18 protein-coding genes are annotated in these 25,415 nt (G+C 64.3%); 9 read left to right on the top strand and 9 right to left on the bottom strand.

Annotated elements, in window-relative coordinates; all coding sequences use genetic code 11:
- Nucleotides 1-47: 47 nt before the first annotated feature.
- The 3 genes from AC1DES_RS01230 (at nt 48) to AC1DES_RS01220 (ending at nt 2,886) form a co-directional block, all read left to right on the top strand.
- On the top strand, nt 48-1,478 hold the full coding sequence (locus AC1DES_RS01230) for an NAD-dependent succinate-semialdehyde dehydrogenase (protein WP_476893871.1): 1,431 nt from the start codon (nt 48-50) through the stop codon (nt 1,476-1,478).
- 4 nt (nt 1,479-1,482) lie between these two features.
- A complete protein-coding gene (locus tag AC1DES_RS01225) occupies nt 1,483-2,223 on the top strand; it encodes a TSUP family transporter (protein WP_476893870.1) in 741 nt (246 codons plus the stop codon).
- A gap of 243 nt (nt 2,224-2,466) precedes the next feature.
- A complete protein-coding gene (locus tag AC1DES_RS01220) occupies nt 2,467-2,886 on the top strand; it encodes a transposase (protein WP_476893869.1) in 420 nt (139 codons plus the stop codon).
- A 551-nt stretch (nt 2,887-3,437) separates the two neighbouring features.
- Here AC1DES_RS01220 and AC1DES_RS01215 read toward each other — a convergent pair.
- From AC1DES_RS01215 to AC1DES_RS01205, 3 genes are read right to left on the bottom strand one after another with little or no spacing between them, the layout of a single operon-like run.
- A complete protein-coding gene (locus AC1DES_RS01215; protein WP_476893868.1) occupies nt 3,438-4,430 on the bottom strand; it encodes a zinc-dependent alcohol dehydrogenase in 993 nt (330 codons plus the stop codon).
- Nucleotides 4,427-5,362 (bottom strand): aldolase, encoded by a 936-nt coding sequence (locus tag AC1DES_RS01210; protein WP_476893867.1) that lies wholly within the window; start codon nt 5,360-5,362, stop codon nt 4,427-4,429. The genes AC1DES_RS01215 and AC1DES_RS01210 overlap by 4 nt, the downstream gene beginning before the upstream one ends.
- The gene (locus tag AC1DES_RS01205) at nt 5,359-6,261 is read right to left on the bottom strand and encodes a PfkB family carbohydrate kinase (RefSeq protein ID WP_476893866.1); all 903 of its coding nucleotides are present in this window, start codon (nt 6,259-6,261) and stop codon (nt 5,359-5,361) included. The genes AC1DES_RS01210 and AC1DES_RS01205 overlap by 4 nt, the downstream gene beginning before the upstream one ends.
- Before the next feature lie 100 nt (nt 6,262-6,361).
- Between AC1DES_RS01205 and AC1DES_RS01200 the strand changes: the two genes are divergently transcribed.
- From AC1DES_RS01200 to AC1DES_RS01190, 3 genes are all read left to right on the top strand, one after another.
- On the top strand, nt 6,362-7,153 hold the full coding sequence (locus AC1DES_RS01200) for a DeoR/GlpR family DNA-binding transcription regulator (RefSeq protein WP_476893865.1): 792 nt from the start codon (nt 6,362-6,364) through the stop codon (nt 7,151-7,153).
- A gap of 515 nt (nt 7,154-7,668) precedes the next feature.
- Nucleotides 7,669-9,750 (top strand): DUF5054 domain-containing protein, encoded by a 2,082-nt coding sequence (locus AC1DES_RS01195; RefSeq protein WP_476893864.1) that lies wholly within the window; start codon nt 7,669-7,671, stop codon nt 9,748-9,750.
- Between the two features lie 355 nt (nt 9,751-10,105).
- Nucleotides 10,106-11,032: an ROK family protein gene (locus AC1DES_RS01190; protein ID WP_476893863.1), complete on the top strand. Its 927-nt coding sequence runs from the start codon at nt 10,106-10,108 to the stop codon at nt 11,030-11,032.
- A gap of 414 nt (nt 11,033-11,446) precedes the next feature.
- Here AC1DES_RS01190 and AC1DES_RS01185 read toward each other — a convergent pair whose 3' ends face one another.
- From AC1DES_RS01185 to AC1DES_RS01165, 5 genes are all read right to left on the bottom strand, one after another.
- Nucleotides 11,447-13,243 (bottom strand): class I mannose-6-phosphate isomerase, encoded by a 1,797-nt coding sequence (locus tag AC1DES_RS01185; protein ID WP_476893862.1) that lies wholly within the window; start codon nt 13,241-13,243, stop codon nt 11,447-11,449.
- A 191-nt stretch (nt 13,244-13,434) separates the two neighbouring features.
- On the bottom strand, nt 13,435-14,217 hold the full coding sequence (locus AC1DES_RS01180; RefSeq protein WP_476893861.1) for a carbohydrate ABC transporter permease: 783 nt from the start codon (nt 14,215-14,217) through the stop codon (nt 13,435-13,437).
- Between the two features lie 131 nt (nt 14,218-14,348).
- Complete coding sequence (locus AC1DES_RS01175; RefSeq protein ID WP_476893860.1) at nt 14,349-15,251, bottom strand: carbohydrate ABC transporter permease; 903 nt, start codon at nt 15,249-15,251, stop codon at nt 14,349-14,351.
- Nucleotides 15,252-15,254: 3 nt separating this feature from the next.
- On the bottom strand, nt 15,255-16,508 hold the full coding sequence (locus tag AC1DES_RS01170; RefSeq protein WP_476893859.1) for an ABC transporter substrate-binding protein: 1,254 nt from the start codon (nt 16,506-16,508) through the stop codon (nt 15,255-15,257).
- Nucleotides 16,509-16,714: 206 nt separating this feature from the next.
- The gene (locus tag AC1DES_RS01165; RefSeq protein ID WP_476893858.1) at nt 16,715-17,776 is read right to left on the bottom strand and encodes a LacI family DNA-binding transcriptional regulator; all 1,062 of its coding nucleotides are present in this window, start codon (nt 17,774-17,776) and stop codon (nt 16,715-16,717) included.
- Nucleotides 17,777-18,463: 687 nt separating this feature from the next.
- On the opposite strand from AC1DES_RS01165, the gene AC1DES_RS01160 reads away from it, so the two are divergent.
- Nucleotides 18,464-20,224: a hypothetical protein gene (locus AC1DES_RS01160; RefSeq protein ID WP_476893857.1), complete on the top strand. Its 1,761-nt coding sequence runs from the start codon at nt 18,464-18,466 to the stop codon at nt 20,222-20,224.
- 1,235 nt (nt 20,225-21,459) lie between these two features.
- Here AC1DES_RS01160 and AC1DES_RS01155 read toward each other — a convergent pair.
- Nucleotides 21,460-22,842, bottom strand: a complete 1,383-nt coding sequence (locus AC1DES_RS01155; protein WP_476893856.1) for a glycoside hydrolase family 32 protein — start codon at nt 22,840-22,842, stop codon at nt 21,460-21,462.
- 119 nt (nt 22,843-22,961) lie between these two features.
- On the opposite strand from AC1DES_RS01155, the gene AC1DES_RS01150 reads away from it, so the two are divergent.
- Together AC1DES_RS01150 and AC1DES_RS01145 are read left to right on the top strand one after the other, a co-directional pair.
- The gene (locus AC1DES_RS01150) at nt 22,962-23,918 is read left to right on the top strand and encodes a phosphatase PAP2 family protein (protein WP_476893855.1); all 957 of its coding nucleotides are present in this window, start codon (nt 22,962-22,964) and stop codon (nt 23,916-23,918) included.
- A gap of 264 nt (nt 23,919-24,182) precedes the next feature.
- Nucleotides 24,183-25,412, top strand: coding sequence for an aminotransferase class I/II-fold pyridoxal phosphate-dependent enzyme (locus AC1DES_RS01145; protein WP_476893854.1), 1,230 nt, complete (start codon nt 24,183-24,185; stop codon nt 25,410-25,412).
- Nucleotides 25,413-25,415: the final 3 nt, after the last annotated feature.

Raw genomic sequence — 25,415 nt, 5'->3', positions numbered from 1 at the left:
GTCCGCGTCAGCCCGGTGGGGCCCACTTTAATGAAAAGGAAAATTCCATGCATGCCGAACACTTGATCGCCGGCCGCTGGGAGTCGAGCGCGGCTACGCGTCCCGTCCTCGACCCGGGCCTCGGCACTCCTGTCGGGGAAGTCGCTTGGGGCGGCCGTAAGGAGGCCCTTAGGGCAGCCGATTCGGCAGCAAAGTCTTTTGACGCCTGGTCCGAATTGACTGGAAGGAAGCGCGGCGACATCCTCCGCGATGCTGCCGATATCCTCGCCGAGCGCAAGCCCGACCTTGCCCGCACTCTGGCCCGAGAGGCCGGCAAACTCCTCCCCGAGGCCGAAGCCGAAGTCAGTTTCGCTGTCGAGTACTTCCGTTGGTTCGCAGAGGAGGCCCGCCGCGTCGGAGGCTCCGTTCGGGCCCCTGAGGCGACCGGGCGGCGACATCTCGCGATACGCCGTCCTGCTGGAGTAGCACTAAGTCTCACGCCATGGAACTTCCCCGTATCCATCCAGGCCCGCAAGCTCGCGCCGATGCTGGCCGCAGGATGTACAGTCGTCGCGCGGGTCTCCGAAAAATCACCATTGGCCGCAACGGAACTCTTCCGCGTCCTCATCGACGCGGGAGTGCCTGACGGGGTCGTGAACCTTGTCCACGGGCCCTCGCGGGAAGTGACAGCCGGACTCCTGGATCACCCTGCGGTCCGTATCATGAGCTTCACGGGATCTACCGAGGTGGGCTCAGCGCTTATGGCGCAGGGTGCCGCGCGTATCGTGCGGCCGCTGCTCGAACTCGGCGGCAACGCGCCGTTCATCGTTTTCGGTGACGCGGACCTCGATGCTGCCGTGGAAGGCGCTGTCACCGCCAAGCTGCGGAACACAGGCCAGTCCTGCGTCGCGGCGAACCGGTTCCTGGTCCACGAGAGCGTGGCCGAGGAATTCGGTGCACGCCTCGCGTCCCGCTTCGACGCTCTCACTCTGGGTCACGGGGTTCCAGATGCCGGCAACGAGATGCCAGGCCTGGGCCCCGTCATCGACATCGCGCGCGCCCGGGCCGTGATGGAGCTCGTCGAGGACGCGGTCGCACGCGGAGGGGTCCTCCTTACCTCTCCGCAGGAGATCCCAGGCGTCGGCTCGTACGTCGCTCCCGCCCTCGTGGCGGACGTTCCGGAGGACGCGCCCCTTCTTACCTCCGAAGTCTTCGGCCCCGCCGCGGGTATCGTCCGATTCCGCACTGATGACGAAGCACTCACTATGGCGAATTCGACGGAGATGGGACTGGCAGCCTATGTGTGGACCAGCAGCCCATCTCGCTCTTGGATCTTCGGGGAGAAGGTCGAGGCAGGCATCGTCGGCATCAACGACCCAGTGCCCTCCGTGGCGTTCGCCCCGCTAGGCGGTGTGAAGCAGTCGGGACTGGGCCGTGAAGGAGCCTCGGAGGGTCTGGAGGAATTCCTCGATACTCGCTACCTCGCCTGGCGCCCGTGACACCATGGAGACTCTCCTGCTCATTGTCGCGATCTTCACAGGTTCCCTGCTCCAACGGATCACCGGGATGGGCTTCGCCCTCGTGGCCGCCCCGTTCATCGTCCTGATCGCCGGCCCTGTGACGGGCGTGATCCTGGTGAACGTCTGCGGAGCGCTCACGGCGGCCATGGTGCTCGTGCGCGTCCTCGCCCATGTGGAGTGGAAGAAGTACCTGCTGCTCGTCCCAGCAGCTCTAGTCGGCATCGTGCCCGGAGCCGTGGCCGTTCAGCACGTGCCCGCCCCCTGGCTCGAGGTCTTCGTCGGCGCCACCGTGATTGCGGGACTGGCAACGGCCACAGCAATGGGCGCGTCACGCCGACGACCAGGAGCGAGAACCCTCCTGGTCGCCGGCTCGGTGAGCGGCTTCATGAACGCGACCGCAGGAGTCGGCGGCCCCGCTCTCAGCGTCTACGCCATCACTACCCGGTGGCGACAGACAGAGTTCGCCGCCACGATGCAGCCTTACTTCCTCACAATCGGGGTAGCCTCCATCGGCGCCAAGCTCCTGGCCAGCCCGTCCTCGGCCCCGGACCTGTCCATCGGAGTCTGGGCGCTGATCTTTGCCGCGATTCTCGGAGGGCTCTTCGCTGGCGATTTTCTCGCCCAAAGAACCGGTCTCCATACTGCCCGCCGGCTCATGCTCATCCTGGCCTATGTTGGATCGGCGGCCACGATCGTGCGGGGGATCTCAGACCTCGTCCACTGAGCCGGTTCAGGTCTCCCCTTTTGCATCGATTTGGTCCCGACCGTCGGGACATGGTCGCTGGACCCAACATGGCTTTCCTGCCCGGTCGGTGATGATCCCGGGGGCGTTGTCGCCTGGTTCGGAGGCACTTGTTGACCGCTGATAGGGACAAGGCGGCTCCCACGGCTCCAGGCCTCTTCGAAAGTGGGAGCCCGCAGCGGGTGTCGTTACTGCGGCCATATTGCGGTGCAAAGGAGCGCCAGTATGGATCGGGGCTTTGACGTTTACTTCGGACTCGTTGACGCAATCTTTACCGCGCTCGGAGAGCGGACCGTGACTGGTCGCAGGTACGGAAGTCGTCGAACTCGTCATTTCGCGCGTTGCCGCCCAGATCAAGGAACTCAAACGCTAGGGCACCATCATGGCGGGCGAAGTCGAAAAGCTCCTCGACGGCTCCCCTCTTTCCGGGTATTGAGGTCCATGCCGGGAGTCGGCATCAAGACCGCGGCGACGATACTCCTGACCATTGGCGACGCGAGCAGCTTCAAAACCGCCGCTCACCCCGCCGCCTACGCCGGCAACGCCCCGTCACCCGCCGCCCCGGCATCGCCATCCGCGGTGAATTCCGCGCACGCTCGGGCAATGAAGAACTCAAGAACGCGCTGTTCAAATCCGCATGGATAGTCTCGTGCCATGAGTCCAAGGCACGAAACACATCGCAGCCACCATCTGCCTCGCCCGGCGCCGCTGCGACGTCATTATCACCATGTTCAAGAACGGAATCCGCTACAAAGGAAGAAACTCCCCAAGTAGCTTGACCAAAAGCATAGGGACTCCCCCAAAGGACGCACGGGCGGAGCCGAGATCGGGCAAATCTCCAGCTCAGCACAGATCGTCCCCAAGGCATCTCGCCCAAGGTAAAAACTAACGGCTCAGGTAGTCAATTTCAGCCTTCGCCGAGTCGCGGCCAGCCACGTGAGATGTGCGCCCAGGCACGACGGCGGCGCCCAGGTGACCAGAATTGACCGCCACCCTGGCCGCCCACGATGGGCTATTGTGCATCACGGGAGCAATGCCCGGGACGGGCATTCCACCTTCAGGGTCCCGAAAATCCAGGGAGGTTCGGTTTGTTCCGCCGCAGTTCTGGTCGGCGGCGACAGCATTGCCGTTTCCCTTGCAAGGAAGGCCCGATGTTCCCGGCGCTCACGGGCGGAACCTCGGGAACATCGGCTGGGTCAGATTTCGAGCAGGGTCTTGATGGTTTCGGGCTGGGCCGCGGCCCGGTAGGCGTCCTCGGCTGCAGAGAGTGGGAATATCCCAGAAAGAAGCGGGGCCACGTCGATCTCCCCCCTAGCGAGCCGCGAGATGGCGTCGTTGATGTCCTCCGCGGTGTACATCCCGCTGCCGAGCAGGTCGACCTCGAAACGCTGCATGCGGGCCAACGGGATGTCCCATGATTGCTCGCGCGGAACTCCAACGGCCACAACCGCACCGCCGCCGACGGTGGCGTCGATGGCCGTCCTAAGCGTCCTGGGCGTCGAAACGCAGTCGAAGCTGGCGCCGAAGCCGCTCAGCTCTGGCATGTCATCTGGGGAGAAAGCCTGATCGGCACCGAGGCCGCGGGCGACGTTGCGCTTGCTGGCTATGGGTTCTATGACGGTGATGCTGCGTGCACCGAGTGCGCGCGCTGCAAGGAGCACGCAGAGTCCGATGGTCCCTCCTCCGATGATCAGGATGTCGTCGAGACGGCCGCCGGCCCGCCGCACCGCGTGCAGGCCGGCGGCGAGCGGCTCCGCGAAGACCGCTGTGCTCGGGTCGAGCCCCGCGGGGATCGGGTGGGCCTGTGCAGCCGGGATGATGCATCTCGTGCGGGCCAGCCCAGGAAGCCGGAAGCCCATGACCTTGGCATCTTCCTGATAGTTGACCGTTTCACGCCAGCTGCCCGCGGATCGCAGCGGGACGACTAGAGGGTTGACCAGAACTTGGCACCCGACCAGCTCCTGGTGGCCTGCTCCAGCGGCAAGAACCTGTCCAACCATCTCGTGTCCTGTCACGACCGGGGGCTTCATGAACGGATGCTTTCCGTGAAGGAGGTGCAGGTCGGAGCCGCAGATGCCCACTCGGAGAGGCGCCACCAGCAGCTCGTCCGGGCCGGGGCTCAGTTCCTCTTCGACCTCCATCACTTGGACCTCGTCGATACCGGTGAAGCGGACTTCCTTTACGATCATGAGCGGGCTCCGACCGTGCGTTCCTGGACGATGCCGTCAGCGATCGTGGCGAGAAGTTGGAGGCGCTGTAAGCCGTCTTCCTGGAGCGCGCGAGTACGGTCCTCGGCATTGATGCAAGTGCGCCATACTGCTCTGCCGGCGAGGAACCCCGAGGCACCGGCGAGGCATGCCAATTTGACCGCACGGGGGAATTCGTCCGCGGGGACTCCGCTGGAGAGTACTACCCAGGGGGATGTAATTGCGCCGTCGAGGGCCCGGCAGTCGGCGAGGATTTCATCATCAGGGCCGTGGCCTTTTCGAGGCACTTCTGCCTTGTATAGGTCTGCACCGAGATCCCCGAGTTCCTGGGCGGCCTTGAGTACGTCGCTGTTCCAGTCCCATTCACCTCCTCGGCGGGGGGCCTTCGCCACCGGTTCGATGATGCTGACGAGCCCGTGTGCGCGGCAGCTCTGGACGAAATCCTTAACCATGGCGATCCGCTGTTCCGCGGGTTCATCCTCGCGCCAGACGACGAGCAGCTTCATAGCGACCGCGCCTTGCCTGCGGACGGTCTCGGGGTCGACGTCCGGGTCGATGACAACGCTCGTGACCGGTTCTCCGTTGCCCGGGATGAAGAGGTCGGCGCCGGCAATCAGGGCGCATCCAGGGGCCACGACGTTTTGCTCGACCGCCGCGTCGAGGGAGAACTGCTTGTCGAGGAGGACAGCAGAAGCGTAGGGGGACAGGATCCGGGTGGCTTCGAGCTTGAACTCAGTGAGCATGGAGTCGGGAAACTGCTCGTCCACCCACGCAGGCGCGGTGCCGTCGGCTTCCGGCGAAGCGTCGCCGGCGAACATCAGCCGCATGGCCTCCCGCTGGTCGAGTGCCAGCATCGCGAACGCACCCGAAGGTCGGCGGAGCGGGGCGGTCGGATCGGTTGTTGGGTTGTTCACAGGCTCTCCTTGATGAATCGGTGGGCTTCTTGGTGGTTTGGTATTGCCGAGCGGCCGTCGATTCCTCGGCAGGAGAGGGCCGCGACGGCATTGGCGTAGCGAAGGGCCTGGCCGAGGCTGTCCCCCCTGCTGAACGCGGTGACCAGAGCGCCGTGGAATACGTCGCCGGCGCCGAGGGTGGTCTGCAGGTCGGGGATGCTGTATCCGGGCACCCGAAGGAACAGCCCGTCCCTGGTGCGTCCGACGGATCCGGCGGGCCCCATCGTGGCGACCGCCGTTTCGGCGGGGCATGCTGCCAAAATCTCTCGTGGATTATGACCGAGGTCGGTCTGCATCCGAATCAGCGGAGGTGCGTACAGCTGGACGTCTTGGATCTGGCACAGCCCCTCGTCGTCACCGACGATGCTGTTACCGGGATCGACACTCAGTAGCGGCCGGTCCTTCTTATTGATCCCCTTCAGGCCTTTCGTCACCGCCGGCCATCCGAGGTGGTCGGCATGGACCCAGTCGGCCTCCAAGACAGCGGCACGGGCCTCCTCACCCAGCGTGAACGGCCTAGCGTAACGGGTGACGATCGCCCGGGTGGCGGTGTCCCGCGAGCAAGTGACCAGAGTGGTCTGCGTCTGGCGGTCCCTCTCGAACCACACGAGCGAGACATCCACCCCTTCTTCCTCGAGGCCTTGGCGCACCCTATGTCCTTCGTCGTCGTCTCCGACCGGGGCGATCAGGCTCACGTCAGCCCCGAGACGCGCTGCGGCGACGGCCGCAGTCGCAGCCGGACCGCCGCCACCGGATATGATCGCCTCCGCAACGATCCGCTCATCGTTATGAGGATATCGGGGGACCAGAGCCACTGTGTCGTACGCGGCGGTTCCGACGAACACCAACTTGAGGGGCATTCTTGTTTCCCTTCCGAGATATGTTGGAAGTCTAACATTGCGTGTTCTTATTAAGCCATAACCTGATCTGGTATCATCATTCCACCCGGAAGGAGTGCTAATGATGTCCCAGACTGCAGCTGCTGCCGGGCTTCCGCCGCTGGAGCGCCGATCGCGCATCGCCTCGGTACTTGAACTTCGCGGCTACGTCTCGGTGCGGACTCTCGCCGATGAACTTGCGGTCTCCGACATGACCGTCCGCCGGGACCTTCGTCAGATGGCCAAGGACGGCGACGTTCGACTGGTGCACGGAGGTGCCACACTCACCCACGGAACGCTCCGCACCTCGGACTTTGTGGCGCGGGCACGAGTCGCCTCGGACGCCAAGCGCACTATCGCCCGGCGAGCTTTGGAATTCATCCAAGCGGGAGACACCGTTGCCCTCGATGCGGGGACGACAGCCTTTGCCGTGGCCGAGGCGATAGACGTCGAGGCACCTGTAACTGTGGTGACCAATTCGGTTCCCGTCCTGCAACTGTCCCTGAGCAGGCCGAATCTCTCGGTGCTCATGCTTGGGGGGGAGCTGGCCGTTGAGAGTCAGGCGCTGGTTGGTCCGCTCTCCGTCCAGGCGGCCGAATCCCTGCGCGTGAGGACCCTTTTCCTGGGTGCTGCAGCCGTCGACGCCCGCGGGGTCTATGTCGATACGGGCATCGAACGACCGACCAAGCGGGCGATGATGGCCATGGCCGATCGCATCGTCCTGCTGGTCGACTCAACCAAATTTGCAGGCTCGGCCCCGGTCCGGCTGTGCGAGTTGTCCGAAGTCGACTTCATCATCAGCGACACCGAGCCGGCAGCCGACGCGGCCGCCGAGCTCCAGCGCTCCGGAGTTCCCTTCATTCTGGCGCACTAGCGTTCCGGGCGGCGCTTTCCACCTGCATCGTTGCCAGCCTCCCGCCGGAGCAGGAGCTTGGCGCCCCGCGTCTCGTCGTACTTCCCGATGAGGACGTGGGGACGTCGCGCAGGTGGGAACATGCGGCCTTATGGCGGCAGGCCCGCTCTCTGCGAACCACGCGACGCCACTGGCCGCGAGTTTCTCCCCAGGTATCTGCGGAGCGCCGGATAGTCCGCCGGCAGCAGGGAACCGGCAAGGCCGGGACTGCTCAGGCGCCATGCTCCCGCACCGGCCCGGCACCTGGTCACGACTGTCGGCAGCTGGCCCGAAGTGCGGCCGGGCACAGGCGAGGCGGATTGAACTCACGGGACCTTGCCCAGAGGTTTCCAACTCCGGAAACCGGGTGCCCAGAAATCCTTGTACGGAAAAGTACCCGATGGTATCGTTACCAAAAGCTTGCTGGTCTTCACCAAAGACCATTGTCAGATTCACTTGCAGCACTCGAAAAGCTCGACCAAGGGATGGGACCGCGCATGATTGAAACTGTTCACGTCGTCTACAAGACGCACCTCGACCTAGGGTTCACCGACTACGCGCCGACCGTCATTCGAAAGTACATTGACCACTACATCCCCAGCGCGATAGCGCTGGCCAATCAGTTGGCCGCCCGCGGCGGACCGGAACGGTTCGTGTGGACGACCGGATCATGGCTCATCCGGCATTATCTGGCCAACGTGCCGGCCGAGCAGCGCGAGCTAATGGAAAAGGCCATTCGCGACGGGCATATTGCGTGGCACGGGCTCCCCTGTTCTTCCCACAGTGAGCTGATGGATGAAAGGCTGCTGGAGTACGGGATCTCCATTGCGCGTTCACTGGATGCCGAGTTCGGCAAAAGCACGATTGCCGCCAAGATGACGGACGTACCAGGACACACGCTTGGCCTCGTGCCGGTCATGGCCCGCTCCGGCCTGAAATATATGCATATCGGGGTGAATTCGGGTTCTGCCATGCCCGAGGTCCCTCGGACGTTCCTCTGGCGTGCTCCCGGCGGGGAGGAGATCGTCATGAACTACGACGCCGCCTACGGAGCCGCGCGGCCCGGGGAAGCGCTCACCGTCCCGGGCCTCGCCGATGCACTGTACGTCGCCCACACCAGCGACAATTTGGGGCCTCCGACCGCAGCCGACGTGGACGACCTCTTCGTGCTCCTCAAGCGGCGGTACCCGGGAGCCGAGATCAAAGCTTCCACGCTCGACGCGTTCGCGGAGCGGCTCTGGGAGGTGCGGCACACTCTTCCGGTGGTCGAGGAAGAAATAGGCGACTCGTGGATTCACGGTGTCGCAAGCGACCCGTTCCTGGTAGCACGCATGCGCGAACTCTTCAGGCTGCGAGATCGCTGGCTCGCCGAGGGGACAATCACCCCGGGCACCACCGAATACAACGCCTTTCACGACAACCTGCTCTTGGTGGCCGAGCACACTTGGGGCGCGGACACCAAGAGGTTCCTTCCTGATTTCGTGAGCTACTCCAAGGCAGCGTTCGGCGCCGCACACGAACGGGATGTGATCAAACCGCGGCTCGCACACGATATTTACTCGTTCGCTCTGCAGCGCTCTGACGAAGAGCCGCTGGACTCTTATTCCTACAGCGCTCTCGAACGCTCGTGGGAGGAGAAGCGGGGTTACATCGACGCGGCCCTCGAGGCGCTTGCGCCCGAGAAGCGGAATGAGGCGCAGCGGTCCCTGGATAATCTCACGCCCCGGCGGAACCCTGAGGCAACCATCGCGGCGGGCCCCCTTGAGGAGTATCAACTCGGCCAGTTCACTCTCCGGTTCGGGCCCGACGGCTCGATCGTGTCGCTTCTGGATTCCAGCGGCCGAGTGTGGGCTGACGAGCACCATCGACTCGGTGAGTATCGCTACGAGACGTTCGGGCTCGCCGAGTACCAGCGGTGGATCCGCGATTACTGCCGGACCACGGAAATCAATACCGCATGGGTTCTTGCAGACTTTGGCAAACCAGGGATCGAGTATTCTTCCCCCGAACCCCGGCACGCCGTCCTCCGCCCGAGCCTCGTCGGCATCTCCCGGACGCCAGCGGGTGACGGAGAAGGCATCTCAGTACGATGCGCCATGCCGGAGCACGCCGTCTCTGATTTCGGTGCTCCGCGGGAAATCGAGGTCACCTATCGGCTCCGAGAGGAATCGAATGCCATCGATATCGAGCTGAAGACATTCGGTAAGGAGGCAAATCGGCTTCCTGAAGCAAGCTGGTTCTCATTCTGCCCCAAGGTCGGAAACCCCAACCTCTGGCACATGGACAAACTGGGCACCCGCGTGAGTCCCCTCTCGGTCGTCCGGAACGGAAACCGTTCACTGCACTCCGTCGGCCACGGCCTGCATTACCGCGGAAGTGACGGCCAGGTCTCTCTGACGACCCTGGACGCCCCTGTCGTCGCCCCAGGTGCACCGCGGCTGCTGCAGTTCGACAACACGTTCGCGGACTTGGAGAACGGATTCCATTTCAACCTGCACAACAATGTTTGGGGAACGAACTTCCGCATGTGGTTCGACGAGGATATGAAATATCGCTTCACTCTCGACCTCACGTCGTGAATCCGTTGATGCTGTAGCCACACCCGCGAGTATCCACCAGATTCATTGTTCTGGAACTTCATCCAGCACGTAGTGAACCGTCTCGCGGGCGGAGCTCATGGCCTCCGGGGTAACGCCACCCGCGCGGTAGTCGAGCGGGTGGCGGCCCCGGGCCGGCCAGGGCGTCTGGGGCCTGCCGGCGCCGGTGGCGGTGGCGGGTCTTTTTGGCTGAGCTTTGAAGTGTCAGTGGCCGATTGGAACCAGGGCTCTTCGATGCCTGGACGCAGACTTCGCCCAGGGCGATATCGTTGAAAGTTGCTAACATCCGAGGTCGTGCGTCAGCCTTCCGGGGACACTTGCTTAAAGGAATGTTGAAATGAACGCTGGTCGTGTCGTTGCCGCTGTCGATATTGGCGGGTCGCATGCCACTGCGGCCCTCTTCGAGCTCACGGCCGGCAGTCTGGTCATGACCCGGCGGGCCGGCGGTGACCTGGATTCCCAAGCGCCCCTTCCCCAGCTCCTCGGAAGCATCCTCGGAACGATCCAGGGACTGGAGCCGCCGCCGGGCCTCGACTGGGCCATCGCGCTGCCAGGGCCGTTCGACTACGGGCGGGGTGCGGGGACGTTCGAGGGGGTGGGCAAGTTCCAGTCGCTGCAAGACGTCGACCTTCGCGCCGCCTTCTCGGCGGCCGTGTCCACGGAACCGGACCGGATCGGATTTTTGAACGATGCGGTTGCCTACGGAATCGGAGAGTGGACTTCGTCCGTCCACCGGCCCGCGCGCCTCGTGTGCATCACGCTCGGGACCGGAGTAGGGTCTGTCTTCCTCGAAAACGGTCGCCCCGTTGAGGACAGCCCAACGGTCCCACCGAAAGGCTGGGTCCATCTTCTGCAGATCGGGGCGCGCCCGCTTGAAGAGACCGTGTCCACCGATGCTATACAGAATGCCTACGCCGCAGCGACCGGATCGCATTGCAACGTCCGGGCCATCGCGGACGCAGCGCGGACAGGCGACAGAGACGCTCTCCAGGTCCTTGATACGGCAATGCGAGAACTGGGCAGCGCCCTCGCGCCATGGTTCCAGCGATTCGCCGCAGACGAGGTCGTCATCGGCGGGTCGATGTCGCGCTCCTGGGACCTCCTCGAGGCGCCTCTACGGGAGGCGATCACCGAGACAAATGGGCCGCGCGGGAGGCCGCCTGCACTCCGCAGATCCCGCTTGCTCGACAGCGCACCGCTCGTCGGTGCGGCCGACTGGGTCCTGCGGGCAGGAGACCGAGCTCTTCCAAGCGGCGGCGACTGAGATTCGCTGACCGAGGGAGCCCGCCAGCCGAACTCCGCGCCCCGGACCCGAGCCAGAGCCTGGGCCCTGCCCCGGTTGATCCGGACATGCTACCAGGGCGGCGAGGTCAGCCTCCCTGGTATCTTCGGCGTCGGATGCGATCACATTGCTGAAGGCCGGACCCGCGAGCTGCCCGCATGCGGCCGGCTACCGCGCCGGTGTCGCTGACGCCCGGCGGTCTTGTCCGGATGCCGCCCCTGGGTTCCCTGAACCAGGTCCGACGTTTGGTCGCATCCCAGACCCTGGCAGACAGACTACAGACCACGACTTCACTGAGCTTGCACGAGCCGCACTTGCCCGACCTTCACCTACCGAGGTCGGTCGCAGCGCGTTCGACCTTCCCGTGTCGAGCTGGGGACCGAGCCGCGGCAGCAGTCAGTCCGTCGTGGTCCCCCGCACGGATGCCTTCACTGTCCCCAGCCGCTGTCCTTCACCGGGGCCGTGCGGACGAACAGTATAGGCGCCGACCGCTGCCGGGACAATGAAGGTTTCGGCATAATGAACGACAAAGGGTTCAAACGCGTCGACGGGGCTCTCGACAATGGCCTGCGCGCCCTCGACCAAGTTGAGAACATTCAGGGTGCCCTGGGTGTCGTGCTGCACAGTTCCGGTGAACCAGTGCCGTCTCACCTCAAGGAACTCCAGCTCGTGCAGGCCCGTCTGTTCCTCGATCCAATCGGGCCCCCGGCCGACCTCTCTGACTTGGCCGATCAAATTCTCGTCGGTCCACTGGGTGTTGCGGTTCCAGTCGATGTTGTTCAGAGCATGGTCGACATGAATTGGACGGGGAACGCCGTCGAGGCCCACGCGCCCCCAGTCCCACATCTTGAACGTGAAAATGTATGGCGTGGCCGATATCTCAAGCACCATCGAGTTCTCCCCCGAGCAGTGCACCGTACCTGCAGGAATCGAGAAATGGTCGTGCTTGCGGGCCGGAAAGCTGTTCACAAAGCGTTGGACCGGGAACGGTTGCTCCCCTGCCGCAGCCGAACGAAGGTCGGCCGCCATCTCATCACGGTCGATGCCGTCGCGGAGCCCAAGGTAGACAACAGCGTCGTCCGAGGCGTCGAGGAGGTAATAGCTCTCGTCCTGGGTGTAGTGCATCCCGAAAGTGTTCTGGATGTACTCTGTCAGCGGGTGCACCTGAAGGGAGAGGTTTCCCCCCTCCATGGTGTCGAGCATGTCGAAGCGTATCGGGAATTCAGCGCCGAAGCGGTCGAAAGTCTTTTTTCCGAGTAGCTCTCGCGGATGGCAGAAGACGACGTCGATGGCGGGAAGCTCGACCACCTGACCACTGACCTCGAGAAGGACGCTGTTTTCCTCCGGAACGCAGTCGAAGCACCAGGCGTAATTCTGCCGGTCCTCGAGTCCGCATACTTCCCGCATCCACTGTCCTCCCCAGACACCGGGGTCGAAGAAGGGGACGACGCGGAACGGCTGGGTGGCGGCCATGCTCATTCCCAGGTTGAAGGTGCTTGCGCGTATGAGCTTGGCCTCAGCAATGGGCCCGTTGGTGTCGAGCACATAGTCCAAACGGTCCAATAACGTGCGTTTGTGCCGGTCGGCGATCCTCCAGTCGACGAAGTAGCCGCGTTTGAATTTGAGCAGCGCTTCTTGCTCTCCGTTGTCGGCCCTCCAGTTGGGCGCCCCGGCGCGCTGTCGGCGCTGGATCTCCCAACGGGCCATGTCTGCAAGGACGAGCCGGTCGAACGAATGCGGTGTCAGTGCAGCACCCCAGCCCACGAGCAGCACGGGAGTCTCGGCAGAAGCGATACGTCTCGCCAGGGCTGCAAGGCGTGCAGGGCTGTAGAACTCCTCGAGACTACGGTGGCTCAAGACCCCGAAGACGCGGTCATCGGTGAGATTGTCAGCGATTAGCGCCTCAATCTCTTCCTTTGGCAGCGCCGCCTCGGACTCGAAATCGAGAACGAGGGCGTCGGGGATCGCCGCCTCCAACGCAGCGATGAGCGCGGGCACGTCGGTTCCCGGGTAAGTATCGATGGCAATCGTGGACCGCCCGGCGCCAACCTCCTCGCGCAGGACCCGCCAGGCATGTTCCCCCGCCCACGCTTCGTGACCTCCCGGGATCCGGATGACCGGCGCCTTGTCGTACAGTCCTGATGGCACCAGGCCGGGCAGGTACTTGCTCGCGCTCTCCGTTGGACTCTTCATATGGGCATCCTCGTGTTCTCAGAGCTTTCACCCTTCAGCTTGTCCAAGCCGAAGAGATGTTAACGTTACCATTTGGCCTTTTCCCCTGCCGCGGGGCCTGCGCGTCCCTGTTCGGCTACAGGTCGGGACGCCTATCATCGGCGATTCATGGCCTTCAGGCGGCCCACCGGTCGGGTAATCCTTGGGGTGGGTCAGTACTGGCCGAGGGAGAGCCCTCGCTGGAAGAACTTCTGACTGAGCAGGAACAGGGCAGCGGTAGGAACGGAGACCAGAAGCGCTGCAGTAAGGACGACGGTGTAGCCGGGGCCTCCTCCTTCGACTGACTGCAGTGCGTTGAGTAGCGGCATGACCGGCCGAGTTGAAGGGCTCTGCGTCAGGATCAGCGAAACCAGGAGGTCGTTCCATACCCAGGTCGCCTGCAGGATGAAGACGACGGCAAGGGCGCTGGTCGACATCGGCAGGAATATGCGGGTGAAGATCTGCCACGCGCTGGCTCCATCGACCACCGCGGCCTCGAAGACGGTTTCGGCGATGCCACTGAAGAAGTTGCGCATCACAAATGCTGAGAAGGGCAGAGTCACGGCCGAGTAGACAGCTATCATGCCGCCGGTCGTGTCGTACAGTCCGGTTCGGGCGTAGACGTCGAACCACGGGATCACCATCATCTGCAAGGGGAATACGCTGCCGCAGAAGACTACGAAGAACCATGCGAATCCATGCTTGAGTTTGAGCACCACAACGGCGAATCCGATGGCCGCGCCCAGTACCACCGCAATGAGCGGTGCGGCCACCGAATAGACGAGGCTGGCTCCCAGGCCCGCGGGCACGTCGGTGGTGGTCAGAACTTTACCCAGATTCGCCCCAAGGTCGGCGATATTGCCCGGAAGCCAGAGTTGATCGCCGGAGTAGTCGGCGTCGGACTTGCCGGCGTTGGCAAGGAGCAGGTACACGGGAACCAGCCAGAGCAGTCCCATGATCGCCAGGATTGCTGGTCGGATTATTCCGGAGACCAGTTTCCGGCCTTTTTCGGCACTCCGGTGGGCTTGCTTGTGCTCGGCTGCCTGCAAAGATACCTGGGATACGTTGGCGCTAGATAGCTGAGAAATCATGCTCGGGCCCCTTTCCGCGCTCCGGTAGAGTCGCCTATGGCCAGTTGCCTGCGAAGGTAGATCAGCGAGGCCGCCACGGTGATGATGCTAAGGAATATGGCGACAGCCGATCCGAGGCCGTAGTAGCTGTTCACGAAGGTGTCCTTATACATCGTCACGGCAAGTGTCTCGGAGACTCGGTTGGGACCTCCTTGAGTCATCGTCTGGACGATGTCGAACGTCTTCAGGCTGTTGACGATGGCCAGTCCGACCACGACAGTCGTAGAAGGGCGGAGGAGGGGCCAGATCATCGTCCGGAACAGCGTCCAACCCGTCGCTCCATCAATGCGAGCGGCTTCGAGGGGTTCCTTCGGGATTGACTGCAGTCCGACGGTGAAAAGGAGAGCGTTCACTCCTGCCCCCTGCCAGGCTGCGGCAAGGATCATGACGAGCGTGTTCCCCGGCGCGTCCGAGAGCCATCGCGTGTCTGCGCCGGGCAGCTGGAAGAAGGCCAGCGCCTGGGAAAGTGCCCCCCCGTTCTGCAGGATGAAGCCGAATACGACGCCCACTCCGACCCCTGAGAGGGCGTAGGGCAGCAGGAATGGGATGCGCAGGAACGCCGCCCATTTCAGCCCGAACGAAAGCGACGCGACAGCCAGGCCCGCCCCCACTGGGACGAGCAAGGTTCCAAGCACCCAGATGGCGGTATTTGTCAGGGACGTCAGGAAGGCAGGGTCGGTGAACATCGTGCCGTAATTGGCCAGGCCGACGAATTGCGGACTGATAAGGCCGTCATACTTCGTGAAGCTAAGGATGACGGTGTAGACGACCGGGAGATAGAGGACCAGGACAACCACCGCGGCACCTGGTCCTACGAATGCCCATGCGGCGCGCTGGTAGTTCGTCGAGGATCGGGCCACCGCTTACTTGCTCGCTGCCCAGTAGGTGTCCGCAGCGCTCTGGATGCCCTGAAGATATTTTGCCGGATCTCCCGGATTCGTCATGAATCCTGTGAATTGGTCGAGTGCCGCAGTGAGAACCGGTGTGGGCGTCGCGTCGTAGTAGCGCACATAGAACTGGTACTTCGCCGTGTCGGAGAGTTCCTTGCCTAGATCCTGGAAGGTCGTGGTCGAGGCCTGGGCCTTGGGATTGAAGGGCAGGTTTCCCTGCTGTTTCGACCACGCGGTCTGGGCTTCGGCGCCCATCCACCACTGTGAGTACTTAAGGCCGAGGTCTCGCTGGGTCGAGTGTTCGGTTGCACACGTGGCGGAAGTCTCGATCGCGACCGGCGCCGCGCCGCCCTGGCTCTTGGTGGCGGGAATGGTGAAGACGCCCCAGTCCGTGCCGCTCTTGAGGCCGACTTGGTCAAGGGTGGTAGAGAACCACGTCCCGTACGGGATCATGGCGACGTTCCCGTCCTTCATTTGCGTTGCAGGAGCGGTCTTAGAGCCCGGGTCGCTAAAGTAGCCTTCCTTCTCCATCTCGAGCCACTGGTTCATGATGGAGACCACCCGGGGGTCCGTATAGGACGCCTTGCCCGACGAGAGGTCCTTGTAGAGTTGCAAGTCCGTCCCGGCGACAAGGATCTGGAACCAGACGAACGACCAAGTGCCTCCCGAACTCCAGAAAGGTGAGACACCGTGGTCCTTGAGGACGGCCGCATCCTTCATCATGTCGTCCCAAGTCGTGGGCGGTGTGAGGTTGTACTTCGCAAAGGTCTGCTTGTCGTAATACATCACCCAGTCGTCCACGCTAATAGGCGTGCAATACTGCTTGCCGTTCACCGTGTACAGATCCTTGATCGCGGACGAGACATCACCGTCGGTGACGGCCTTGTCCCAAATGCTGGAGGTGTCTGCCACCAGGTTCTGGTCAACGAGCTGCTTGAGCTGATCTCCGGTGTGCCACGTGAACATGCCCGGCGCCTCGGACGTCCGGAGGGACTGCTTCACGAATGCGGTGTAGGCCGTCTCGGGGAGATACGTCTTCGGATCCAGGCTGATCTGGATGTTCTTGTTGGAGAGGTCCGACAAGTCGCCGAATTTCCAGTTCTTGTCGTTGGCAAAGTTCAGCTTGCCGGTTGATGCGTTTGGAGCGCCGGCGGAGGAGCACGCTGTCAACGCGCCGCCCGCGACCGCCAGTACTGCGATAGATGCGAGAAATTTCCGAAGCCTCACTTGCGAACTCCCTTGTTCCGAGGGTTGGTATCGTTACCAGAAATAAGCTAACACGGGGCAGGCCCGACCACAATGGATATCAGAGATTGGAATTGAGAGCCGTCCGCACCCACGGTTGCCGGCATTCGACACCTGGGGGATTCGGAACACGACGGGCCCCGGCAGGGGAAAGTCTTCGCCCCGGGGCTTCGGGACGGAGGGCGTACTCATTCGAGCGACACCGGGAGTTCGATGTAGCGCGGGGGGTGCCCCTCGACGGTTCCATCGATGCGCTCGAACAGCAGGCTCGCCACCTGGCGCCCGAGGTCGCGTGGGTCGTGTGCGACGATCGAGAGGGGCACCGGCGACAGGTCCGCGAATTCGAAGGAGTCGAACCCGAAGAGGCGGATTTTCTGCGCAGCCGCGCTGCTGGCACCGGGGGATTCCCGACGGACTGACACGATGGCACGAATGGCTCCAACCGTATTGCGGTTGTTGGCGCTGAAGACGGCGGTCGGCGGCTCCTTCAGGGCGAGAAGCTCAAGCATGGCCTTCTCAGCAGACTTCACGTCTTGCTGGCCGGTCCGGAGGAGCTCTGGAACGACGGCAACCCCGTGTGCCTTGTGCGCTTGACGGAATCCTTGGTAGCGACGGCGTCCGGTAAACAGCGAGTTGCGGTTACCGAGGAATGCGATGCGCCGATGCCCTTCCGCGAGCAGCAGCGCGGTCGCTTGGAATGCTCCCCCCACGTCGTCGATCAGAACCGTGTCGGCATCCAGACCGGCCACGGCGCGGGAAGCGAGCACCAAGGGGGTCCCGGACAGTGAAGCTGCGGAAAGGTGCTCGCTCGGGCCCGGACCGGCCGGCACCACAATGAGTCCCTCGACGCGTCTGCCGAGGAAGTCGGCAACCAGCTGCTGCTCGAGGCTCACGTCCTCGCGTGAATTGCCAACCAGAATTCTTCGCGAATGCGCCGTTGCCACCTCCTCTATGCCCTGCTGCATGTCGGCATAGTAGGGATTCGCGATATTGGTGATGACTACGCCGATCAAGCCTGATCGATGCCCCGGGCGGAGACTGCGCGCGTTCTCGTTCCTGTGGTAGCCCAGCTCGGCGACAGCCTGTTCGACCCGTTCGCGCACTGGAGGCCTCACATTCTTGCCCCCGGAGAGTACCCGCGAAACCGTCATGGGGCTCACATCCGCGCGAAGCGCCACGTCCTGGACCGTGGGCCGCGAGCTTTGGCGACGTCGCGCTGGCGTACCGTCGTCCGTTCCGGTCTTCTGCATAAGTGGAACGCTATACCAGCTGCGGCTTCGGACGGGAGTCGGTATCGTCCGGCCTGGGCAGACCCCGCCATGAAGCGAGGCGATTCGCGGACATCCTGCTCGCGAGCTATCCCCCGGCAACTGCCCGATGCAGGGCGGCGTGGTGCCCCTTCTGGCGAGATTCGTCGCGGGCCTCGGTGGAGCGCGGAGCGGGCGGATTAGATGTCGAACAGTCCGGGTCCCGGGTCGCGATGTCGCCGCCCTCGCCCGTGAGGCGTGAACCTTGGAGACCGACACGGCCGGAGCGGCTCAGCTTCGATTGGCGCTGCCGTCATGCCCTGAGCCGTCCCCGCTTCTGCCAACCCGCAGGGGTTCTGCGCACCCGGACCGCGCTCCTTGCGGTCGGTGCAGCAAGTTGCCGGAGGGGCATGAGTCCTACGGCCGGGAAGACAAACGGCACGGTCGGGAGCCTAAGGCTCGCGGTGGGCAGCGAAGCGGTCCAGTCGCGATGAGCGCACATCGGGGCCGGCCTCCCTCAGGAGGAGCCTTGCCATCAAGCCGTCAAAGGGGGTTGCGGCGGTGCTTAGGGGCGGATTAGAGTAACGCACCAAGGTGGCTGTTAACGTTACCAACAACGAATTCATGCCGCCCGCTTTCCCGTCGCGTTGACGAACTCACCCAAACACCTAGGCCTTCAAGGAGGCTGGCATGTACTCATCCGACAATTCTGACAATGCAGACCAGACAGAGGAACAGCACTCGTCCCGCGCAGCGGGCCATGGCTCGGAGATGGCGAAGGCGCCTGGTTTTCCGCGCCGCAATTTTTTGCGCGGCAGCAGCCTCCTGGCAGTGGGCGCGATGCTGCCGGCAACCGCTTCGGCCGCGGCAGCCTCCCCCGGCGGCTCGTCAGGGGCCGTGGGCGCCCCCGTCAATCTGGTCGTGGACGGGGCCGCCACCGGCCGCCTGATACCACGCGACTTCACGGGGTTGAGCTTCGAACGTGGCGCGCTGAATCCGGGCAACGCAGGGGTTCCCGGATATTTTTTCAGCCCGGATAACACCGAGTTGGTTACGCTCTTCCAGAACGCAGGTATCAGGAACGTCCGTGTAGGCGCCGGGACGGCAGACCAGCAGATCCCGCCGGGCACCGGCCCCGATGGCTACACAGGTATAGATAAGCTGTTCCAGTTCGCCGCCGCGGCGAATACATCCGTGAGCTACGGTATGCGCCTCTACAATCCGTCGAACCAGCCAATTCCGGACCTTGTGTCTGACGACGCGGCGGCCGCCCGATACATCTGGCAGCGCTACAGCGGCGCCCTCAGTTCGTTCTCGATTGGCAATGAAACTGACTGGCACTCGTTCCACGTTGGCGATCCAGCGATCTTCGAAACTACCCCGGGAACCCCAGGTTCGGCATATCCGTCCTACCTGGAGGACTGGCGAAGGTTCGCGGCCGCTGTCCAAGACGCTGCGCCTGGCGCATTGATCTCAGGTCCGGACACTGGCAATTACGGTACTCGTGGCGGTGTGCCCTATGTAACCTTCACCCCGGATGCCGTCTCTGGTATCTCCTGGACCCAGAAGTTCGCCGAGGATGAACTCGCTTCACGCCGTATCAAGGACGCAACACAGCATGTCTACGTGGGCGGCAGTCCACTGAGTACGACCGCTGCCCAAGCGATCGACAACATGCTGTCCCGGGAGTGGGTCGAAAGCGACCAGATCGGCACGCAACCCGCGGGATCCGGATCCGACGTCACCTCATACGCCCCCTTACCCTGGCTGGACAAGCGCATCGTCTCGCCGACGGTCGCTGCAGGACTGCCCGTCCGGCTGTCCGAATCAAACGACTATTTGACGGGCGTTCCAGGGGCCAGCGATAGGTTCGCCGCCGCCCTGTGGGCACTTGACTACATGCACTGGTGGGCAGCCCGGGGTGTGAGTGGAGTGAACTTCCACAACAAGCAATGGATCTACACCGACACCATCACTCCCGCACTCGGAACCTACACTCCCCTCGCCGGCTCCTGCGGCCCATCGGGATGCGGCGGCTACCGAGTCAGCCCCAAGGGATATGCCATCAAGGCATTCGATCTGGGTGCGCAGGGACGAGTGAAGCCGATCAAGATGGCCAAGCCCCCGGAAGTCAACGTGACCGCGTACGCAGTCGGAGACGATCGCGATCTCTACGTGACCGTGATCAACAAGACCCACGGTGCCGGCGCCACCGACGCGCGGGTAAATATCGAACCCCGAAACTTCGGGTGGACCGAAGCGGCAGTTCTCATCCTCGAATCGGGTGAGCCAGGAGATCCTACATCGGAGACCGCAACGATCGGAGGCGAGGCGATCACAAACAGTGGCCCGTGGCAGGGAAAGTGGGCTCCGCTCAGTCCTGTTGTCCGGGGCCATCTCGCATTGAACGTTCGAGCGACCACTGCCGCCGTCATACGGTTCCACCGATAGGTGAGGGGGAGCCGAAGAGTAACGACACCCCACAGATGCGAAGTCCGAGCATGCCCTGGTCGTGAGGGGCTGGTGCGAAGGTAGGACGGCCTGGTCCTCGGTCATGTACGTGCCATAGCTGCAGGCGGTGACGGCGACCGTTGTCGCTGGGGCGTCCAGTGCCTTCCGGCTCTCTGTCTGGTCCGGGGTCGGGGATGACAAGGATGAACCCGCCTGATCATTGAAGTCTCAAATAATGAAGCTCCGGCTGGATGAAACCATCCCGCCGGAGCTTCATTCATTTGAGGATGCCCCGTCCCGGAGAAAGCCCTCGCGCAGGTTACGCCTGCCGCCGCCTCACGTGGCGTAGTAACGATAACTGGAGTGGACCGGGGTGCCGACCGCTGCTGAGGCACACGTTCAGCTGGATAGTTAGGTTCCAATAACGGCCAGCGGCTGAAACTGACGTCAGACAGCGGCGTTGTCGTCATCGTGTATGGGGAGGACGAACAACCCCTGTCCGATTCGGTCACCTGGCGCGGTTTACTTCCCATCCTTCGAGCCGACGTGCTTAATTCGGCAAGGACTTCCGGATCCGACGTCGTTACCTGGCAGCCGCAGTCGTGCGTGCGGATGGCAATCGTAGCGTGGTCACCATTGCTGCCGCCTTCGTCGGGACCGCACGCATGCAAGGCCCTCCAACCGGCAACACTGGTGTTCCGCTGCCATAGTCCGGTGCCCTTGCCCCCGGACACGGACGGGGCGTGGCTTGGCGCGTAGCCGTAGCCCCCTTAGCAGGTCCGGGAGTACCAGGACGAAGCCGTCCCAGGCGGCGCTGCCACGAAACACCGCGCTGACCCTGCCCCAGAGGCGACTGGATCGAAGGCTCCACAAGCGCATGGCCACTGAAGCGCTGCTTACGATAGACCGGCCAACATGGGGACCAACCTACGGGCGCCAGGGCGACATTTAGCGCTACGAAGACACCGTCGCTTAACACTGTGATCCACAGACCAGTCCGCAGGCCCGGTAGGTAACCTCGCAGGAGGCCCGTAGGCGCCTTGATGGGCCGGCGCGACTGGGGGTGAGACCCTGGGTTCAGGTGACTCGTCGCTGCCGGCCCCGCTCAAGGAGCGTGTTCCGGTGATAAAACCAACCGTTGAGTACGACTCTACGAACCTCACGCCGGCCGGGCACGAGTAGTCGCTACCTGTCTTTGCCCGGATGCCGGGCACGCCACTTACCGCCGTCGGCCGTCACTTGCCCGGATGCCGGAGTTCCCAGACGTCGGCCGCCGCGCCATGGGGCAACTCGAGCTGCCACTCCTCCCCGGCCGCTGGGTATTCGCGCACGGTCGCGGCCACGGATCCGTGGCGGTAGACCTCCACCACCGAGGAATCGACGAAGATCCGGAGCTCGTCCCCGCCGGCGACGGTATCGGCGAAGACCGTGCGGCGCTGCGTCGACGAAACGAGGACCAGCCGGAGTCCGCCCTCTCCGCCGGTGACCGCGGCTTCGGCGTGTGCCGGCAGGGGAAGGGTTCCGGCGGCGCTCGTGAACAGCTGCCGGCCCCTCAAGACGGCAAGTTCGGCCGCCGGTTCGACGGCAAGCACGCCGCCATGCACCATCAGCCGTCGCGGGAACGTCAGCACCCCGGCCCAGCCGGCATCGTCGATCTCCTGCTGGCTGCGTCCGACCCGTTCCGCACTGCTCCTCGCCTCAGCGGACCAGCCCCACAACAGGGCCCGGTCCGGGAGCGACAGAATCTGCGGGGCATAGAAGTCGGGTCCGAGGTCCGCCCTGCCTCCGGAGTCCGGCACATAGACCGGCAACTCGGTGGAGGAGTCCGCGGCGAGGGATCCGAGCAGGTAGCCGACCCCGCCGGAGTGCCCGGCCGGCGTCTGGGGGTCGGCGCCGGGGCGCCCGGCCGGCGTCGGGGGGTCCGGGGAGCGCCGCAGCGAGGCCATCAACAGCCACGTTTCCGCGCCGGATGAATCCGGGACCCGCACCAGCTGGGGACACGCCCAGATCCCCGCGGGAAGATGCCGGGCCGCGACTTCGTTCCTGGACGTGAGCCAGATGCCTTCGTATTTCCAGGCCCGGATGTCGTCGACGCTGTAGAGCAGCACAGCCGCATGACCGGAGGCCAGGCCCGCGCCCTGGATGGCGAAACGGCGGCCCTGAAAGCGGAAAATGTACGGATCCCGCACCTCGGTGAGCGGTGGCTCCCGGGGTGCCGCCGCGGCCACGTGGCCGTCCTGCCGCCAGACGGTGAGGGCCTCGACGGCGCTCGCGAGCACCACCGGGGACTGCCCGCCCGGTTCGACGCCGCCCGAGTACGCGGCGACCGGAACGCCGCCGTCGTCAGTGACCACACCCGTCCAGCAGCCGAGCGCATCAGGGCCGCCGGGCTGCGGCCGGAGCGCGACGGGTTCTTCCATCCACCGGAGGAGGTCGGTCGAACTCAGGTGCCCCCAGCAGATCGCGTGGTGACGCGCCGATTCCGGGTTGAACTGGAAGAACACGTGATAGCGGCCGCCAACGTAGCTCAGTCCGCAGGGATCACTGATCCAGCCCGCCGCGGGTCTCGGATGGAACCGCGGGAAAGCTGCGTCGGGATGGCTGGCCACCATGTCCATGGCCACAGACTACCCGCGCGGGGAACCGCTGTCGCAGCGACGATGCCGGGAATCCTTGCCGCGACGCCCCATCCGGACCGGTCAGGCGGCTCGCAGAGTTCTGTGGGAACCTGTTAGCGATGATTTTTCGGCAGGAACGCACCAGCACGGACCCGTCTGCGGAGTACCCGCAGGCTCCGACGCGCGCCCCGGCACGCCAGCAGCGGATCCCCGGACGCGGCACCGGGACCCTGTTCCTGCTGGCGACGCTGGGCTGCGTCGCCGCGCTGGCCGTCACGTACTACTTCTTCGTGCGCACCACCACGGGCCAGTTCATCGACGAATCGGCGCTCGTGGAATCCGCAGGCCTCAACGGGACCGCCGGCAAGGCCGCCACCGGGCTCCTCGACTGGCTGCCCGCACTGTCCGTGCTGATTTCCACGATCGTGGTCCTCTTCGTCACCGTGCTGCGGCGCCGGTGGGCCGCCGCCGGCATCGCCGTCGCGGCCTGTGTGGGCGCGAACGTGGCCACGCAGGTCCTCAAAGACCTGGTACCGGTCCGGCCGGACCGCGGCATCCAGACACTGGAGCTCAATTCGCTGCCCTCCGGCCACACCACCATGGCGGCGTCGGCCGCGGCCGCGGTGTTCCTCATGGTGTCTCCCCGCTGGCGGCCCCTGGCCGGCTTCCTGGGCGGCAGCTTCGCCGTCGCCACCGGGGTGTCCACCTTGATCAACCAGTGGCACCGGCCCGCCGACGTCGTCGCGGCATTCCTGGTGGTGGGCGCCTTCATGCTTCCCGCCGGCTGGCTGATCATCCGCACAGGCCCGAGCTGGAACGTCTGGGAAGGTTACGGGGAGCATTGGGCCGCAGCCCGGCTGTGGGTCGCGCTTCCCGTGCTGGCGGGTCTCGCCTCGGCCGCCGTGGCCGCGTATTCCCTGCTGAAGATTGCACCGGGCCCGGGCCAGGAAGGCAGCACCACCAACTACTTCTGGGCCGGAACCTCGCTGATCGTCATCGCCGGGTACCTCGCGACGGTTGCGGGAATGTGGCTGTTCGGACACGCGGTCCGACGGCGGGACGCACCGCTGGGCTGACGGCACGGCCGAGCGGGTGCCCGGCGACGCGCAAAAGACCTGTCGCTGCGCAAATGCCCTGTCGCACCCGGAATTCCTGGAGCGTCAGGGCATTTGCGCGTCGAGGAGCAGGATGCGCGTCGCCCCTCCCCTCCCCGCAGTGCCCTTTACAGTGCGAATCCGCGAGGCCACAATGGGTCGAACCACAGCCTCCACTGGCTCAGCAGCGCGCTGGCACACCAGCTGTATTGACGAGCAGGGGGCTGCGGCATGAACGGAAGCGGCATGAACGAAGGCGGCGGGGCAACGGCGTCAGCACGGGCGAAGGCGATCGCGTCGGTGCCATCGCAGCGCAGAATCACCGAGTTCCTGGAATCCTCGGCCTTCGCCCGGCACCAGAACGAGCCCGGCATCTGCGACTTCGCGTTCGGCAATCCCCAGCAGATGCCGCCCGAGCGGTATGTCGAGTCGCTGAGGACCGTGCTGACACCCCGCAACGCGCAGTGGTTTGCCTACAAGACCAATGTTGCCGAGGCGCGGGCGGCGGCCGCGGCCTCGCTGCACCGCCTCCTCGGCCTGCCGTTCGAGGACGAGGACGTTTTCCTGACGACCGGCGCCTTCACAGCGATTCCCCTGGCGTTGAAGGCGGTCGCCGACCCCGGCGACGAGGTCATTTTCAGCCTTCCGCCGTGGTTCTTCTACGAGCCCCTGCTCATCGAGGCCGGGCTGGTCCCCGTCAAAGTCAGGGTCGACCCCGAGACGTTCGACCTCGATCTGGCGGCCATCGGCGCGGCAATTTCCCCGCGGACGCGGATGGTCATCATCAATACGCCGAACAACCCGACGGGCCGGATCTATCCGCCGACCGAGCTCGCCAAACTCGCCGCGCTGCTGGAGGAGGCATCCGTCCGCAACGGACGCAGGATCTACATTCTCTCCGATGAGGCCTACAGCCGGATTGTCTTCGACGGGACCCGGTTCCACAGCCCGGCCGAGTTGTACCCGTACACGGTGATCTCCTACACCCTCGGGAAGACCCATCTCGCGCCGGGACAGCGGATCGGCTACCTCGCGTTGCCGCCGGCCATGCCGGACCGCCACGGTCTCCGGGAGGTGCTGGCGGCGCTCCAAATGGCGCTGGGCTGGATCTACCCTAATGCCCTCATGCAGTACGCCCTGCCGCTGCTGGAGCAGTTCTCGATCGACATCGAAGAGCTGCGGCGAAAGCGCGACCTCCTCGTGGATGCGCTGACCGGGATGGGATACCGGCTCCAGTCGCCGGAGGGCTCGTTCTACCTGTTCGTCCACTCCCCCGTCGCCGACGACGAGGCGTTCGTTGACGCGCTGGCGGAAGACGGGGTGTTCGTGCTGCCGGGTGTCCTGTTCGAAACCCCGGGCTATTTCCGGATATCGCTGACGGCCAGCCAGGAGATGATCGAGCGCAGCCTCCCGGTGTTCGCCGCGGCAATCGCGCGCAGCGAGCAGGGAAGCCAGGGCAGTGCTGGGGCGCTGTGAACG

It is taken from the genome of Arthrobacter sp. 05T442, assembly GCF_056395945.1.
This window is presented reverse-complemented; position numbering and strand designations above follow the sequence as displayed.

Bases quoted from the DNA above. Each gene is read 5' to 3' on its own strand.
- AC1DES_RS01220 (WP_476893869.1), top strand. From the start codon at position 2,467: ATGGATCGGGGCTTTGACGTTTACTTCGGACTCGTTGACGCAATCTTT.
- AC1DES_RS01190 (WP_476893863.1), top strand. From the start codon at position 10,106: ATGAACGCTGGTCGTGTCGTTGCCGCTGTCGATATTGGCGGGTCGCAT.
- AC1DES_RS01215 (WP_476893868.1), bottom strand. From the start codon at position 4,430: ATGATCGTAAAGGAAGTCCGCTTCACCGGTATCGACGAGGTCCAAGTG.
- AC1DES_RS01230 (WP_476893871.1), top strand. From the start codon at position 48: ATGCATGCCGAACACTTGATCGCCGGCCGCTGGGAGTCGAGCGCGGCT.
- AC1DES_RS01200 (WP_476893865.1), top strand. From the start codon at position 6,362: ATGATGTCCCAGACTGCAGCTGCTGCCGGGCTTCCGCCGCTGGAGCGC.
- AC1DES_RS01185 (WP_476893862.1), bottom strand. From the start codon at position 13,243: ATGAAGAGTCCAACGGAGAGCGCGAGCAAGTACCTGCCCGGCCTGGTG.
- AC1DES_RS01165 (WP_476893858.1), bottom strand. From the start codon at position 17,776: ATGCAGAAGACCGGAACGGACGACGGTACGCCAGCGCGACGTCGCCAA.
- AC1DES_RS01160 (WP_476893857.1), top strand. From the start codon at position 18,464: ATGTACTCATCCGACAATTCTGACAATGCAGACCAGACAGAGGAACAG.
- AC1DES_RS01180 (WP_476893861.1), bottom strand. From the start codon at position 14,217: ATGGGACTGCTCTGGCTGGTTCCCGTGTACCTGCTCCTTGCCAACGCC.
- AC1DES_RS01195 (WP_476893864.1), top strand. From the start codon at position 7,669: ATGATTGAAACTGTTCACGTCGTCTACAAGACGCACCTCGACCTAGGG.
- AC1DES_RS01205 (WP_476893866.1), bottom strand. From the start codon at position 6,261: ATGCCCCTCAAGTTGGTGTTCGTCGGAACCGCCGCGTACGACACAGTG.
- AC1DES_RS01225 (WP_476893870.1), top strand. From the start codon at position 1,483: ATGGAGACTCTCCTGCTCATTGTCGCGATCTTCACAGGTTCCCTGCTC.
- AC1DES_RS01145 (WP_476893854.1), top strand. From the start codon at position 24,183: ATGAACGAAGGCGGCGGGGCAACGGCGTCAGCACGGGCGAAGGCGATC.
- AC1DES_RS01150 (WP_476893855.1), top strand. From the start codon at position 22,962: ATGATTTTTCGGCAGGAACGCACCAGCACGGACCCGTCTGCGGAGTAC.
- AC1DES_RS01155 (WP_476893856.1), bottom strand. From the start codon at position 22,842: ATGGACATGGTGGCCAGCCATCCCGACGCAGCTTTCCCGCGGTTCCAT.